The following is a 14,651-nucleotide window of genomic DNA, read 5'->3' on the forward strand; positions in this document are numbered from 1 at the left end:
AGCAGGCGCAGCGGTCGGTTGCCGGTGTCGAACTGCTGCTGGACTGGCTGGGCCGGGTGCCCGGCGGCTGGCAGGACCGGTGGGAGCATGCCGAGGCGATGCTCGGTCCCAGGTGGGCGACCTGGTCAGCCGCCATTCCCGAGCCCGACAGGCCCTGCGGCGAACGCCATCGCGTGGTGCTGACCCGAGGGCTGGCCTGTCTGCTGCGGATGAGGCTCGTCCGGCCGAGCTACCCGTTCCTGACCACCTACGGGCCGACGACGACGTTCGCGGTCGTCCGCGACCTGGTGAGCCCGGAGTTGTTCGCCTGCGCGGCCGACGCCGCGCGGGCGTGTGGCGGCCATTCCGAGAACGTGCTCAGGAAGGCGCTGAACGTCCTGACCGCGATCGTGATCCATACCGGTGGCAGCCTGAACGAGGTGACCACAGGCGACCTCCTCGCGTTCCAGTCAGCCACGGCGCCCAGCCGTGGCAGCAAGATCAAAATCCGGATAAGTCGGGCCGTGGGACCTGCCCCCGGCCTGGTTCGACCAACTCGCCCCCGGCGGTACGCTCGTGGTCCCGCTGCACTGGCGGGGCCAGGCCCGCAGTGTCGCCTTCGCCCGTCAGGACACCCATCTCCGGGCGGAAAGCAGCCAGCTCTGCGGGTTCATTCCCATGATCGGTATCGTGTCGACCGGCGAGCAGACCGGCACGATCACTGACAACGTGGACCTGTGCTGGGATGCCGACCAGAACATCGCCCCGGCCGCCCTGCACGAGATGTTCACTGGACCGAGACCACCGCGTGGTCCGGCGCCTCCGTCGTCGCCAACGAGCCGTTTGACCACATCTGGCTGTGGCTGACCGCCACCTCACCCGGCACCTGCCGCATCGCAACTGAAATCTTCGCTGGCAACCGACACCCGGGATCACCGTCGACATCCGCGATCAACCGGAAAGTTCACGCAGTGCGGCAGCGTAGCCACGCAGAGCCTCGATCTGCTGGGTCAGTCGGGCCAGGTCCGGCGAAGACGCGACCACCGTGCCCACGACCTCGCTGGCCGCTGCCAGCAGGTCGTCCAGAGTGGCCACCGACGCCGACATTTCGGCCACCAGGTCCTTCCTCGTCGCCAGGATCTCGGCTCGTCGAGCGGGATACGTCACCGCTCGGGCCGCCCTTTCACACGCGACGACCCGCATGGCGGTGACCCGCAGCCCGTCCACCAGATCGGCGGCGCCGGCCACGGCCGCCCGCACCGGGCCGCGGGCGGCGCCGGGAGCAAGCGTCCGGGCCATCGCGACGAGCGCCGCCAGACCCGCCTCGCCACGGCGCAACGGCTCGGCGGCCGCCGAGTGCCGCAACGCCCAGGGAGGCGGAGCGGGAGCGCTCGGCAGGGCGAACCCGCGGTCCTCCCGCCGGATCACGGCCGTCTCCCAGCCCGCGAGACCCGCCCTGATGATCGCCGCAGCGCCCACGACCAGCCAACCCCAACCGTCCACGACGGCGGCGACCGGCGTCACCGAGGCCACGGCGATCCATCCGAAGGCGGTCACCGCCGCCCGACGACGCGCCCACCGGACGCCACGCCCGGCGCGCCGTTCGGTCCGCAGCAACGACCGGCGTTCGACATCGGCACGCACCCAGTCCGGCAACGCCGGCCGCAGTGCCCCGCCCGGCGCCCCGTCCCAACCCGGCCAGCCGGTCACGGCCGGTCCGCCATCCGACTCACGGCGTCCCACCGCCGGTGGGCTTGGCCGCGGAACCAGGCGACGCCGCGGAACCAGGCGACGCCGCGGAATCGGGCGATGCGGCGGAACCGCCCGCGCCAGCGGGAAGCTGGCCCCCGGCCGCCATGTCACCGCGCAACTCGGCGAGGCGGGAGGAGGCCCGGGCGTCCATGGTCGCGCGCCGCACCTCGATCATCCGCGCCTCCATCCCCTGGGAGGCGAGCTCGTGACGCCCAAGAGCGACCGCGTAGCGCTGCTCGACCTTGTCGCGGATCTCCCCGAGGGTGGGCGTGTCCCCCGCCGGGGCGAGCGAGGACATCCCCTCCATCGCCTTGGTCATCTGCTCCTGCATGGCGGCGTGCTCGATCTGTGTCAGCAGGCGGGCACGCTCGGCGAGATGGCGTTGCATCCGCACGGTGTTGTCCTCGACCGCGGTTCGGGCCTGCTGGGCGGACGCGGCGGCCTGGCGGTGCAGGTTCTTCAGGTCCTCCAGCGATGCTTCCGCCGAGACCAGCTGGCTGGCGAATGCCTGGGCCGTCTCCTCGTACCCGGCCGCGGTGACCAGGTCACCGGCCGCTCGCGCGTTGTCAGCCAGCAGCAACGAGGACCGGGCGGACTCGGTGAGGTTCGCGACCTCGTCCACCTGGCGTGCCATGCGCATCTCCAGCTGACGCTGGTTACCCACGACGAGCGCCGCCTGCTGGACCAGCGCCTCGTGCTGCTGCCGGGCCTCCATGATGGCCTGGTCGATCTGCACCCGCGGGTCGGCCTTCTCGTCGAACTTCCGGTTCGCCGAGGCCGACAGATAGCGGTAGATCTTGCGGACGACATTCGCCATACATCGATCGTCGCACGCCGGAGCCGCGGCGGTTACCCCGCGGCGGACTCAGACGGGCGGCTGCAGCGCCGTGCGGCCGCGTCCCGCGCAGACCAGACACGTCCGGCAGGCCGGCACAAAGCCGCCGCGCATGGTGGCGAAGACCACCAGCAGCTCGCCCAATCCGTTGCAGCTCTTGCACACCTGGACCAGCCGGCACTCCGACCAGCCGTCGTCGTCCTCCGGCCACGCGGGGGTATTCACGTGATCTTCTTTCCCTGCGGGCCATGCCCGGGAGTCCGCCCGGGAACGACGATCGGCACCAACCTGCGCCACGAGAACTATCTCGGGATAGTCGCGGAGGGGTCCGCCACCCGCCACCCGCCACCAGACAACCCTTTTCGGGGGAGGGCCCTTTCGGGGAGGGCAAACCGCCACCGGCGCGGGACTCACACCATCGCCTGGAACATCCAGTGCTGCTCCTCCAGGTCGTGGACGATCTCGATGATCAGGTTCTGGGTGACCGGGTCGGCCTTCTCGGTCGCGTCCATGCGGGTACGCATCCTCGTGACCACCCCGGCGAGGACCTCGGTTGTCTGCCGGATCACCTTCTCATCCGGGATGTACCCCACCTCCACTCCCGGCAGGTGGGTGCTTCGGGCGACCGTCGAGGACTGACCGTCCGGGTTGACCCCGATCGCGACGGCACGTTCGGCGGTGGCGTCCGCGTAACGACGCGCCAGATCGACAACCTCGTCGAGTTGGCGATGCACACTACGGAAGGTGCGCCCGGTGACGTTCCAGTGCAGCTGCTTGGCGGACAGGGACAGGTCGATCAGGTCGATCAACGTGCCCTGGAGGGCCTCACCGGTGACACTTCGTGCCCCGTCGGACAGCGGGCTGCGGATGGCACTCATACTCGACCTCTCTCACGCCGGAGACATCTGCTCCCTGCGGCGTGCCCCGTGAAGAGATCCGTATGCGACCAGAACACCCGACGTCCAGAACGCCCCGACGTCCAGCACAGCCCGACGTCCAGCACAGCCCGACATCGCGAACGAGACACACATCGAGACCTACCTCATCGGGACCTACATCACGAACGGAGCGCACGTCATGAACGGAGCAGACCCCGAACGTGAACGGGACAGCCGACGTGGCAGGACACCGGAAGACGCCGGACGCGCAACTCAGGCCGCCCGGTCGACGACCGCGGCGCGGGCGGGAACCACCACGGTGGGCGCGCCGACCCGCGCGGCGACCGCCAGTTCGGCGAGTTCGAGATCCTCACTCACCTCGCGCAGCAGGTCCGCGAGCCGTACTCCCAGTGCGTCACAGATGGCGGCGAGCAACTCGGAGCTGGCCTCCTTCTGCCCACGCTCGACTTCCGAGAGGTAGCCGAGCGACACCCGTGCCGCCGACGACACCTCCCGAAGCGTGCGGTGCTGATCCTGACGGCGGCGGCGCAACGCCTCGCCGAGCATGCGTCGGAGCAGGACCATCGAGCCTCCTCCTTCGTCCGCGGGATGCGTTCACCGTATACCCACCGCCGCGACCATCGGGCCCTCGTTGACGGGACTGTAACTGTGTAAGCACCTCAGATCCGGTGATTGGTCTCGCGCATCAGGGTGCGCCGTCTCCGGTTGTGGTCATCTCGCTGTTCGGCAGCCCGGCGAGCATCCGACGCACCAGGTCCAGCGCGGACACCACCGCGTAGGTGCGGATGCGCGGCCGGTCCCCGGGCAGCCGTACCGACCGGGTGACGGTGCCGTCCGGTCCGGCCAGGCCGATATGCAGCGTTCCGACCGGTTTGTCCTCCTGCGGCTGCGGGCCCGCGACTCCCGTGGTGGCCAACCCGTAGGTGGCGCCCAGCCGGGACCGGACCCCCGCCGCCATCGCGGCGGCCGTCCTCGACGACACCGCGCCCTCGGCGGCCAACAGCCCCTCGTCGACACCGAGCGCCGACGCCTTGACCTCCGTGGCGTAGGAGACGATGCCGCCACGGAACGCGGCGCTCGCACCGGGGACGTCGGTCAGCCGCCCGGCGAGCAGCCCCCCGGTGATGGACTCCGCGACGGCCAGCGTCGCCGACCGCTGGACGAGCAGCCCCAGGACCACGCCTTCGAGGGAGTCGTCCGCACCGCCGTACACCCCGGCGCCCAGTGCGGTCCGGGCCGCGGTCTCCACCGGTGCGATCAGCATCTCGGCCTCGGCCCGATCCCGGGCCCGGGCCGTGATACGCACCCGGGTCTGGCCACCGCTGGCCAGGAACGCGATGCGCGGATTGCCGATCCGGGCAAGCCGGTCGACCTCGTCCGCGAGGGCCTCGGCGACGGCCGACTCCCACATGCCCGCCGTGCGCAGCACCCGGTGGACGACCACCGCGGGCTGCCCGGCCCGGCGCAGGATGTCGGGCAGCACGCTGGCGGTGAACATGCCGTTCATCTCGAACGGCACACCGGGCATCGCGTAGACGACGCCAGTCCCGATCTCCATCCGTATCCCCGGGGCTGTTCCGGTGCCGTTCGGCAGCGGTTGTGCCCCCTCGGGCAGGTCCGCCTGCCGGTAGTTCATCTGGGGCACGCGCCGGCCACCGTCACCGCGGCCCATGTCCCGGAACCGTCGCCGCAGCATCGACTCCAGGAAGTCGTCCCGGCGCAGGCCGACGCCGGCCGCGGCGGCGATGCCCTCGCGGGTCAGGTCGTCCTGGGTGGGACCGAGCCCTCCGGTCATGATGACGACGTCAGCCCGGTCCAGTGCCACCCGGATCGCCGTGGCGATCATGTCGATGTCGTCACCGACGACCGTTGACGTCGTGACGGTCACTCCGACGTCGGCCAGCTGCCGACCCAACCAGGCCGCGTTGCCGTTGACGATGTCGCCGTAGAGAAGTTCGTCCCCCACCGCCAGCAGCTCAGCGCGCATCGGTCCGCCCCTCCGTCTTCCTGATGGTCGGTCCGGCCGCCGTCGACGGGTCGGACCCGGCCGGCCCCGCCATCCGGTGGCGCACCGAGGGGCCGGTGCCGGGCGAGAGGCCGGTGGATGGTGCGCCCCTCGGCGGGGTGACACCGCCGGAATCCCGCGAGGCCCGCCGCCGCAGCGTGAGAGCTCGACAGACGTAATCGATCCCGGTGACCATGGCGACCACCACGCCGGCCGCGAGAATCACGGCCCGGCTCGTGGCGGCAACGCCCGCCAGCGGAAGCACGTAGAGACCGATCGCGACGTTCAGCAGCAGGGTCTTGGCCTTGCCCCCACGGCTCGCCGCGATCACCCCGAAGCGGATCACCCACAAGCGCAGGAGGGTGACACCGACCTCCCGCAGGAGGATCAGTGCGGTGACCGGCCAGGGCAGCTCGCCGAGCACGGACAGCGAGATCAACGCGGCACCGGTCAGCGCCTTGTCGGCGATCGGATCGACCAGGATGCCGAAGTCGGTGACGAGGTGCCAGCGGCGGGCGATGGAGCCGTCGATCTGGTCGGTCATCGCGGCCACCGCATAGGCGCCGAAGGCGGCGTACCGCCAGGTGTGACCGTCGGGCCCGGCGAACAGGAAGACCACGAAGACCGGCACCAACACCAGCCGCGTGATCGTCAGCAGGTTGGCGACGTTGACCACCGGGGCCGCGGGGACCACCGGGGCAGAAACGGGCTCCGCGGGGAGCGGCGACGGCCCTTCGCCGCGCTCCCCCTGGCGTCGGCGCCCGACGCCGTCACGTCCCATCCGCGACGCCCCGGCCCACGAGGGCCGCCGCCCGGTCCGGCGTCGGCCGCGCGACCGCAGCCGTGGGACGGGCCCGATCGAGCACCGCGATGAACTCCGCGATCAGATCGACACCCTCGGTGGCGACCACCCGGGCCTCGACGAGATCCCCCACCCCGACGAGATCCCCCACCCCGAGGCGCTCCGGCCCGTCATCCGCCGCGCCGCCCGGGGACAGTCGCACGACGCACCCGCCGTCGACCTCCGCCTGCTGGTGGGCGGCGCAGCCGGTGGCCAGACCACCGGCGACCTCCTCCACCAGGACCTGTACCCGGGAGCCGATCCGCGCGTCCGCCCGGGCGGCGGTCAGCTGCTCGACGAGGTCGGTGACGCGTACCCGGCGGCGCTCGATCAGCTCATCGGGGATCTTGTCTGTCAGCCCGGCGGCCTCGGTACCCTCCTCGTCGGAGTAGCCGAACACGCCGACGGCGTCGAGCTCGGCGGCCTCGAGGAACTCCGCGAGGATGTCGACATCCTCGGGGGTCTCCCCCGGGAACCCGACGATGACGTTGGATCGCGCCCCCAGCTCGGGCGCCAGCGCGCGGGCGCGGGCGAGCAGGTCGAGGAAGTGCCCACTGCCACCGAAGCGGCGCATCCGGCGCAGCACCGGCGGGCTCGCGTGCTGGAAGGACAGATCGAGATAGGGCGCGAGGCCCGGAGTGGTCAGCAGCACCTCGAGCAGCGACGGACGCATCTCGGCGGGCTGCAGGTAGACCGTGCGCACCCGGACGATGCCCGACACCGCCGCGAGTTGCGGCAGCAGCTTCTCCAGCGCGCGCAGATCCCCGAGGTCCTTGCCGTAGGAGGTGGAGTTCTCGCTGACCAGGACCAGCTCGCGGGCACCCTGACCGGCCAGCCATTCGGCCTCGGCGAGCACGTCGTCGGGTGACCGCGAGACGTGGGAGCCGCGGAACGACGGGATCGCGCAGAAGGCGCAGCGCCGGTCACACCCGCTGGAGATCTTCAGGACGGCGACCGGCCCGGCCGTCAACCGCCGGCGCAGCGGAACGGCTCCGGTGGACACCGCGGCCGGCGGGAGAGCGGGGGCGGCCCGGTCCACCGGGGTGATCGGCAGCATCGTCCGCCGGTCACGCGGGGAGTGCGCGGGCACCGGGGTACCGGCCAGCACGGCCGCGAGGTGCGTGGCGATGTTCGGATAGGCATCGAATCCGAGGACCGCGTCCGCCTCGGGCAGGCTCTCGGCGAGCTCGGTTCCGTAACGCTCGGCCAGGCAGCCCACGGCCACCACCGCGCGCGGACCCGGGCCGGCGCCGTCCGCGGGACCGGACGGACCGCCACCGGCCCGCAGGCCGTCCGCCGCAAGCAGAGCGTCGATGGAGTCCTTCTTCGCCGCGTCGACGAATCCGCAGGTGTTGACGAGCACGGCGTCGGCGTCGGCGGCGTCGGAGACGAGCTCCCACCCGTCCGCGCCGAGCCGGGCGGCCAGCTCCTCCGAATCCACCTCGTTCCGGGAACAACCGAGCGTGATCAGAGCTACCCGGCGATGGAGGCGTGTGGACACCAGGTCAGGCTACCGGGACCGGCGCGGGCGGTGGCGCGGCCACGAGACCGCTACGCTGTTCGTCGCCGACCTCGCAGGCGCCGGAGGCTGCGGCGCTCACCCGGATCGTCACGACCTGCCCGAGCCCGCCCGGCGCCCCGAGGCTCCTGCCGTTGCACGACACATCGACCGCACCGGCATTGCCCACCCTGATGTGCAGGGCCCCCGACGCCGTCACCGTCCGGCTGTCGCCGGACTGCAGGAGCTGGGAGAGCAGGACATGCTCGGCGTCGTCGCGCACCTCCAGCCAGCTCTGCGCGTCGCGTACCGTCAGGACGACGTTCACCCCTGTCGGCGCGGGCGTGGTCACGCTGGGAGCGGCCGGGCTCGTCGAGACCGGCGGGACGCTCACGGTCGGAGTGAGCCCCACGGCCCCGCCCGGCCCCGGCGCGGCCCTGTCGTCCGAGGAACCGGAGGAACCTGGCAGCAGCAACGCGAGAGCCACGATGACGCACACCACGACCAGCGAAACGATCATTGCCGGACCCCACCGGAACCCGCCGCGCCGCCGGCGGGACCCCCCGCGCAGCGGATCGAACTCGGCCGAGGGGATAATCATCAATGGGCCGGTGTGGTGCTCGTGCGAGGCGTCGTAAGCCGCCAGCACCCGCCCGGGATCGAGCCCGAGGGTGGTGGCGATGCTGCGCAGATGCCCGCGGGCATACACCGTGCCGCCGCACTGCGAGAAGTCGTCCCGCTCGATCTGATCGATCAGACCCGCCCTGACCCGGGTGCGCTCGCTGACCTGGGAGACCGTGAGACCGCGGTCACGCCGCGCCGCGGCCAGGATGGACCCGACGCTGTCCCGCGGCTGCGGATCGTCCGCGGACTGCATGAGCGAACCTCCGCAACCGTCTTTTCCGCCTACCGTGGGCGCGAGGCCTTCAGTTTACGGTGCGTCCCCCGGCGCTGAAAGCGGGGACATTCCACCGGAGGCTTCCTCATCCGTTACGCAGGGTTGTGAGCAAACCCTCCAACTCGTCCGGCATGACCAGCACGTCACGCGCCTTCGATCCCTCACTTGCGCCGACGATGCCCCGGCTCTCCATCAGGTCCATCAGCCGCCCGGCCTTCGCGAACCCGACCCGCAGCTTGCGCTGCAACATCGAGGTGGAGCCGAACTGCGTGCTCACCACGAGCTCGACGGCCTGCAGGAAGAGCTGCAGATCGTCTCCGATCTCCTCGTCGATCTCCTTCCTGGCCTCGCCGCCGGCGTCGAACACGTCCTCCCGGAACGCCGCCGGCGCCTGTTCCTTCGTGTGGTCGACGATGGCCGCGATCTCGTCCTCGGAAACGAAGGCACCCTGGATACGGGCGGGTTTACCCGCTCCCATCGGCAGGAAGAGCGCGTCCCCCAGGCCGACGAGCTTCTCCGCGCCGGCCTGGTCGAGGATCGTCCGGCTGTCCGCCAACGACGCCGTCGCGAAGGCGAGCCGGGACGGCACGTTCGCCTTGATCAGACCGGTCACCACGTCGACGGAGGGCCGCTGGGTGGCGAGCACCAGGTGGATGCCCACCGCCCGGGCCATGGCGGTGATCCGGCAGATGGCGTCCTCGACGTCGCGCGGCGCCACCATCATCAGGTCGGCGAGCTCGTCGACGATGGCCAGGATGTAGGGGTAGGGCACGTAGACACGTTCGGATCCCGGCGGGGCGGCGATCTCGCCGTTGCGCACTTTGCGGTTGAAGTCGTCGACGTGACGCACCCCGCACGCGGCCAGGTCCTCGTACCGGTTCTCCATCTCCTTCACGACCCATTGCAGCGCATCGGCCGCCTTTTTGGGATTCGTGATGATCGGCGTGATCAGATGGGGAATACCCTGATAGTTCGTCAGCTCGACCCGCTTGGGGTCCACCAGCACCATGCGCACCTGGTCAGGGGTGGCCCGGGCCAGCACCGAGGTGATGAGGGTGTTGATACACGTCGACTTGCCGGCTCCGGTCGCCCCGGCGATGAGGATGTGCGGCATCTTGGCCAGGTTGGCGAGCACGTAGCCGCCCTCGATGTCCTTGCCGAGACCGACAACCAGCGGATGCGGGTTACCGATCGCCTCCCCGCTGCGCAGGACGTCGCCGAGCGACACCAACTCCCGGTCGGTGTTGGGAATCTCGATACCGACCGCGCTCTTGCCCGGGATCGGACTGATGATCCGCACGTCCGGGCTCTTCACCGCGTACGCGATGTTCTTCGTGAGCTGGATGATCCGCTCGACCTTGACCGCGGCACCGAGCTCGACCTCGTAGCGGGTCACCGTCGGTCCCCGGGTGAAGCCGGTGACCTGGGCGTCCACTTTGAACTGGGCGAACACGTCGGTCAGCGAGGCAATCACCCCGTCGGTCGCGGCCGAGCGGACCTTGGGCGGCGTACCGGAACGCAGCAGGGTCGGCGACGGCAGCCGGTAGTCACCGTCGGTCGGGGGGACCAGATGCTCGATCTCGCCGCCGAAGTCCGCGGAACCCGGACCGGGGACGCCGGTCGCGGTGTCCGCCGCACCCGCGGTCACCCGGGCTGTCCGGGCCCGGGCCCTGCGCTGCGACCCGGGCGGTGCGGCCCCCGCTACCGGTTCCCCGCCACCGGCGGCCGCACCGCCCGGGTCGGGGGCCGTGGTCACGTAGCCGGTGTCCGCCTCCGGGCCGGCGAGCTCGCCGAACAGGTCGAGGGCGAGATCCCCGGCGGGCGGCCCGGCGGGCGGCCCGGCGGCATCGGCGGCATCGGCGGCATCGGCGGCATCGCCATCACCCGGGGACGTTCCCCCAGGCGGGGTCGCCCGACCACCACGCCGACGCCGACCCCTACCCGCCCCGGCCGCCCCGGCTGCGAGCAGGCCGTCGGACAGCTCCGAATCGTCCTCGGGGTCGTCGCGGAAGTCCGCGTCCGCGTCGTACTCGCCGGCATCCCGGGCGGGACCGCGCACCCCGATGGTGAGCCGATCAACGAGTTCACCGAGCCGCTCGGGCACCTGGCGGACAGGGGTCGCCGTGATGACGAGAACGCCGAAGAACGTCAGCAGCAGCAACAGCGGAACGGCGACGTACGGCGTCACCGCGCTCGCCAGCGGGAGGCCACCGAGCAGCCCGACGACGCCACCGGCCGCCCGCATCCGGGCGACGCCGTCCGAGAAGTCGGGCAGGCCACGGGCGATGTGCACCATGCCGAGCAGACCGACGGCGACCGCCGTCCACCCGATCACCACCCGGCCCCGGCTATCCGGATCGGTCGGGGACCGGACCAGCCGCCACGCGGCGCCCAGGCCGAACAGCGGCAGTACCCAGGCGCCGGCGCCGACCAGCAGCTCCAGGATCGCGGCCACATACCTCCCCAGCGGCCCGGCGGCGGAGAACCACACCGAGGCGCCGGCCAGGATCGCCCCGCCGAACGCGGTCAGGCCGAGCCCGTCACGCCGGTGCCCTGGATCGATGTGCAGCTCACGGGCGCCCCGACCGGCCCGGCGCAGCACGGTGCCCAGCGCCGTCGCCGCGCCCATCCACAGCCGGTAGACGCTCTTGACGACTGTCTGGCCGATCAGCAGCGACAGCGGGGGGCGACTCGCCCGCGCCGGTGGACGGGCCGGTGTCCTACCGCGGCCGGCCGCGCGGGAGCTGCCCGACCGGCCAGAGCCGCCCGACCGGCCAGCCGCCGTCGATGCGCGTGCCTTGCCGCCCTGACCGCCGCCTCGCGAGGTACCTTCACCCCGCGAGGTGCCTTGACGCCCACCACCGCCCCTCGGCCGGGACGTGGCCGTCTCCGTCTGCGCACGCGTCCGCGCGCCACTGGTCCGTGTGGCCACCGTCGAAACGGTACACACGAGCGTGCCCGAGTACTGGCAACCCCGACGAACCGGGCGCGCCGCAACGCCTCAGACCTCGAGAACCACCGGAACGATCATCGGACGGCGCCGGTAGTTCTCGTTGACCCAGCGACCGACCGTACGCCGCACGAGCTGCTGCAGGGCCGTCAGATCGTTCATCCCGGTGCGCATCGCGTCCACCAGCCCGTCGCTGACCAGTTTGGAGACGGAGTCGAAGGCGCCCGGCGCATCGGAGAAGCCGCGGGCGGAGAGATCCGGGCCGACGACGACCTTGCCCGCCGCGGCGTCCACCACGACGGTGATCGTGATGAAACCCTCCTCGCCGAGGATCCGGCGGTCCTTCAGGCTCGGCTCACCGACGTCCCCGACCGCGGCGCCGTCAACGTAGACATAGCCGCAGGGAACAACGCCGGTGATCCGCGCCCGGCCGTCAAGCAGGTCGATGACCATGCCGTCCTCGGCGAGCACTACGTGGTCCGGGGGCACCCCGGTCGCCTCGGCGAGCTTGGCATGGGCCCGCAGGTGCCGCCATTCGCCGTGGACCGGCATGACGTTGGACGGCCTGGTGGCGTTCAGAACGTAGAGCAACTCGCCCGCCGGGGCGTGACCCGAGGTGTGCACCTTCGCCACGCCCTTGTGAACGACCTTGGCGCCGTAGCGGGTCAGCCCGTTGATCACCCGGAACACCGCGTTCTCGTTGCCGGGGATGAGGCTGGAAGCGAGCACGACCGTGTCGCCGGCCTGGATGCGGATCTGGTGATCCCGGTTGGCCATCCGGGACAGGGCCGAGAGCGGCTCCCCCTGGGAGCCCGTGGAGATCAGGCAGATGTTGCGGTCCGGCAGCGCGTCCACGTCCCGGGCGTCGACGATCAGACCCGGTGGCACCCGCAGCAACCCGAGGTCGCGGGCCACTCCCATGTTGCGGACCATCGACCTGCCCACGAAGCAGACCGACCGGCCGTGCTCCTCGGCCGCGTCGAGCACCTGCTGCACCCGGTGCACATGGCTGGCGAAGCAGGCGATGATGATCCGGCGGGTCGCCTCGCGGAAGACTCCGTCGAGCACCGGGGCGATCTCCCGCTCGGAGGTGACGAACCCGGGCACCTCGGCGTTGGTCGAGTCGGACAGCAGCAGGTCCACACCCTCGCGGCCGAGCCGCGCGAAGCCCCCCAGGTCGGTCAGCCGGCCGTCGAGCGGCAGCTGGTCCATCTTGAAGTCGCCGGTGTGCAGGACGAGCCCGGCCTCGGTGCGGATGGCCACGGCCACGGCGTCCGGGATGGAGTGGTTGACCGCGAAGAACTCGCACTCGAACGGCCCGAAGGCGTGCCGCTCCTCCTCCCGGATCTCCTGAGTGACCGCCTTGACGCGGTGCTCGGCGAGCTTCGCGTTCATCAGCGCCAGGGTGAGCCGGGTGCCGATCAGCGGGATGTCACGCCGTTCCCGCAGCAGGTAGGGCACCGCCCCGATGTGATCCTCGTGTGCGTGGGTGAGGATCACCGCCTCGATGTCGTCGAGGCGATCCCGGATGGCGGTGAAGTCGGGCAGGATCAGGTCGATCCCCGGCTGGACGTCCTCCGGGAACAACACCCCGCAGTCCACGATCAGCAGCCGGCCGGCGTGTTCGAAGACGGTCATGTTGCGACCGATCTCCCCAACCCCACCGAGCGGGATGATCCGAAGGCCGTCCGCGCGCAGCGGCGGCGGCGGGCCGAGGTCGGGATGCGGATGGCTCATGAGACCTCACCCGCCGCGGCGACGGCCAGCCCGACGGACGACCCGGACCCGGACGACCCGGACCCGGACGAGGCGCCGGCCGGCGCGCCCCGCCCCCCGGCCTCGACGCCGCCAGGCGCGCCCGGCGGCCCGGCGGCGTCGAGGAGCGCCTCGGCGAGGTCCGCCCGCAGCCGCGCGACCTCGGCGGGAGTGGCGTCCACCAACGGTGGCCGGACCGGCCCCGCGGGCAGCCCGGCCAGCCGCAGCGCGGCCTTGGCCAGGATCACGCCCTGGGTGCGGAACATTCCTTCGTACGCGGGCAGCAAGCCCTGATGCAGCGCGATCGCCCGACCCACCTCACCGGCCCCGAAGGCCTCGATCATGGCACGGATCGCGGGTGCGGCCACGTGCCCGACAACACTGATGACTCCGCATGCCCCGATGGACAGCAACGGCAGATTGAGCGCGTCGGTGCCGGAGTAATACGCCAGACCGGTCCGCGCCAGCACCCAGGAGGATGCGGGCAGATCGTCCTTAGCGTCCTTGACCGCGACGATACGCGGGTGTTCGGCCAACCGCACCAAAGTCTCCGACGCCACCGGAACCCCGGTCCGGCCGGGGATGTCGTAGACGACGACCGGTAGCCCGGTCGCCTCGGCGACGGTGACGAAATGCCGCAGCAACCCGGCCTGCGGTGGCTTGTTGTAGTAGGGCGTCACGACGAGCAGGCCGTGCGCGCCCGCGGCTTCGGCGGCCCGCGCCAGTTCCACGCTGTGCGCGGTGTCACTCGTCCCGACACCGGAGATCACGCGGGCACGGCTTCCCACGGCCTCGACGACGACCCGCACCAGGCGGTCCTTCTCCTCGTCGGTGGTCGTCGGAGACTCCCCGGTGGTGCCGTTGACCACGAGCCCGTCGTTGCCGGCGTCCACCAGACGGCTCGCGAGCTGCGCGGCACCCGCCTCATCGAGACCGCCGTCCGCCCGGAACGGCGTGACCATCGCTGTGATCACGCGCCCGAACGGCGCCGGCGGCAACATTGACATACCGGTCACGCTAGACGGCACCTCCGACATCACCTCGGCGACCGACGTCACCCGCCGGACCGCCGAACCTCCACGTTCACTCCTCCGACACCGCCGGGCCGGCACCGGTCCATCCTCCGCCCACGCCGCCTTTCCCGCTCCGCCGGCCCGAGCCGGGTCTGCTCCCCGGACCCGCCCACAAGCACCACCGGCGACCGGCGCGAGACCCGCGGGGGCCGCCGGGCCACCACAC

General features: G+C 71.6%; 14 protein-coding genes. 1 reads left to right on the plus strand and 13 read right to left on the minus strand.

What is annotated here, in order from left to right; all coding sequences use genetic code 11:
- Positions 1–247 precede the first annotated feature (247 nt).
- Positions 248–427: a hypothetical protein gene (locus tag FRANCCI3_RS29165; protein WP_035731370.1), complete on the minus strand. Its 180-nt coding sequence runs from the start codon at positions 425–427 to the stop codon at positions 248–250.
- 128 nt (positions 428–555) lie between these two features.
- Here FRANCCI3_RS29165 and FRANCCI3_RS29170 point away from each other — a divergent pair, with 128 nt between their 5' ends.
- On the plus strand, positions 556–846 hold the full coding sequence (locus tag FRANCCI3_RS29170) for a hypothetical protein (RefSeq protein WP_035731366.1): 291 nt from the start codon (positions 556–558) through the stop codon (positions 844–846).
- Between the two features lie 84 nt (positions 847–930).
- Here FRANCCI3_RS29170 and FRANCCI3_RS17830 read toward each other — a convergent pair whose 3' ends face one another.
- The 12 genes from FRANCCI3_RS17830 to dapA form a co-directional block, all read right to left on the minus strand.
- Positions 931–1,689 carry a phage shock envelope stress response protein PspM gene (locus FRANCCI3_RS17830; RefSeq protein WP_011437910.1) on the minus strand — a complete coding sequence of 253 codons (759 nt, stop codon included), beginning with the start codon at positions 1,687–1,689 and terminating at the stop codon, positions 931–933.
- A gap of 19 nt (positions 1,690–1,708) precedes the next feature.
- The gene (locus FRANCCI3_RS17835; RefSeq protein ID WP_011437911.1) at positions 1,709–2,548 is read right to left on the minus strand and encodes a PspA/IM30 family protein; all 840 of its coding nucleotides are present in this window, start codon (positions 2,546–2,548) and stop codon (positions 1,709–1,711) included.
- Positions 2,549–2,596: 48 nt separating this feature from the next.
- Positions 2,597–2,791 (minus strand): hypothetical protein, encoded by a 195-nt coding sequence (locus FRANCCI3_RS17840; protein ID WP_023840200.1) that lies wholly within the window; start codon positions 2,789–2,791, stop codon positions 2,597–2,599.
- A gap of 185 nt (positions 2,792–2,976) precedes the next feature.
- Complete coding sequence (locus FRANCCI3_RS17845) at positions 2,977–3,444, minus strand: Dps family protein (RefSeq protein ID WP_011437912.1); 468 nt, start codon at positions 3,442–3,444, stop codon at positions 2,977–2,979.
- A gap of 273 nt (positions 3,445–3,717) precedes the next feature.
- Positions 3,718–4,029: a helix-turn-helix domain-containing protein gene (locus FRANCCI3_RS17850; protein ID WP_011437913.1), complete on the minus strand. Its 312-nt coding sequence runs from the start codon at positions 4,027–4,029 to the stop codon at positions 3,718–3,720.
- Positions 4,030–4,150: 121 nt separating this feature from the next.
- Positions 4,151–5,452 (minus strand): competence/damage-inducible protein A, encoded by a 1,302-nt coding sequence (locus tag FRANCCI3_RS17855; protein WP_011437914.1) that lies wholly within the window; start codon positions 5,450–5,452, stop codon positions 4,151–4,153.
- Positions 5,442–6,251 carry a CDP-alcohol phosphatidyltransferase family protein gene (locus FRANCCI3_RS17860; RefSeq protein ID WP_011437915.1) on the minus strand — a complete coding sequence of 270 codons (810 nt, stop codon included), beginning with the start codon at positions 6,249–6,251 and terminating at the stop codon, positions 5,442–5,444. The genes FRANCCI3_RS17855 and FRANCCI3_RS17860 overlap by 11 nt, the downstream gene beginning before the upstream one ends.
- A complete protein-coding gene (locus FRANCCI3_RS17865; RefSeq protein ID WP_011437916.1) occupies positions 6,241–7,812 on the minus strand; it encodes a 30S ribosomal protein S12 methylthiotransferase RimO in 1,572 nt (523 codons plus the stop codon). Before FRANCCI3_RS17865 ends, FRANCCI3_RS17860 begins: the two co-directional genes overlap by 11 nt.
- A gap of 4 nt (positions 7,813–7,816) precedes the next feature.
- Positions 7,817–8,686: a helix-turn-helix domain-containing protein gene (locus FRANCCI3_RS17870; RefSeq protein WP_011437917.1), complete on the minus strand. Its 870-nt coding sequence runs from the start codon at positions 8,684–8,686 to the stop codon at positions 7,817–7,819.
- Between the two features lie 106 nt (positions 8,687–8,792).
- Entirely contained in the window at positions 8,793–11,336 is a 2,544-nt protein-coding gene (locus tag FRANCCI3_RS17875; protein WP_023840203.1) for an FtsK/SpoIIIE family DNA translocase, read from the minus strand.
- 372 nt (positions 11,337–11,708) lie between these two features.
- Entirely contained in the window at positions 11,709–13,394 is a 1,686-nt protein-coding gene (locus FRANCCI3_RS17880; protein WP_011437919.1) for a ribonuclease J, read from the minus strand.
- Positions 13,391–14,449 (minus strand): 4-hydroxy-tetrahydrodipicolinate synthase, encoded by a 1,059-nt coding sequence (dapA, locus tag FRANCCI3_RS17885; protein ID WP_011437920.1) that lies wholly within the window; start codon positions 14,447–14,449, stop codon positions 13,391–13,393. The genes FRANCCI3_RS17880 and dapA overlap by 4 nt, the downstream gene beginning before the upstream one ends.
- Positions 14,450–14,651 lie beyond the last annotated feature (202 nt).

The sequence above is a fragment of the Frankia casuarinae genome, from assembly GCF_000013345.1.
In the GTDB taxonomy this organism is placed as follows: Bacteria; Actinomycetota; Actinomycetes; order Frankiales; family Frankiaceae; genus Frankia; species Frankia casuarinae.

What these genes read in the sequence shown, in the direction of transcription:
- FRANCCI3_RS17835 (WP_011437911.1), bottom strand. Translation starts at nt 2,548, where the DNA reads ATGGCGAATGTCGTCCGCAAGATCTACCGCTATCTGTCGGCCTCGGCG.
- FRANCCI3_RS17845 (WP_011437912.1), bottom strand. Translation starts at nt 3,444, where the DNA reads ATGAGTGCCATCCGCAGCCCGCTGTCCGACGGGGCACGAAGTGTCACC.
- FRANCCI3_RS17850 (WP_011437913.1), bottom strand. Translation starts at nt 4,029, where the DNA reads ATGGTCCTGCTCCGACGCATGCTCGGCGAGGCGTTGCGCCGCCGCCGT.
- FRANCCI3_RS17855 (WP_011437914.1), bottom strand. Translation starts at nt 5,452, where the DNA reads ATGCGCGCTGAGCTGCTGGCGGTGGGGGACGAACTTCTCTACGGCGAC.
- FRANCCI3_RS17860 (WP_011437915.1), bottom strand. Translation starts at nt 6,251, where the DNA reads ATGGGACGTGACGGCGTCGGGCGCCGACGCCAGGGGGAGCGCGGCGAA.
- FRANCCI3_RS17870 (WP_011437917.1), bottom strand. Translation starts at nt 8,686, where the DNA reads ATGCAGTCCGCGGACGATCCGCAGCCGCGGGACAGCGTCGGGTCCATC.
- FRANCCI3_RS17875 (WP_023840203.1), bottom strand. Translation starts at nt 11,336, where the DNA reads ATGGGCGCGGCGACGGCGCTGGGCACCGTGCTGCGCCGGGCCGGTCGG.
- FRANCCI3_RS17880 (WP_011437919.1), bottom strand. Translation starts at nt 13,394, where the DNA reads ATGAGCCATCCGCATCCCGACCTCGGCCCGCCGCCGCCGCTGCGCGCG.
- dapA (WP_011437920.1), bottom strand. Translation starts at nt 14,449, where the DNA reads ATGTCGGAGGTGCCGTCTAGCGTGACCGGTATGTCAATGTTGCCGCCG.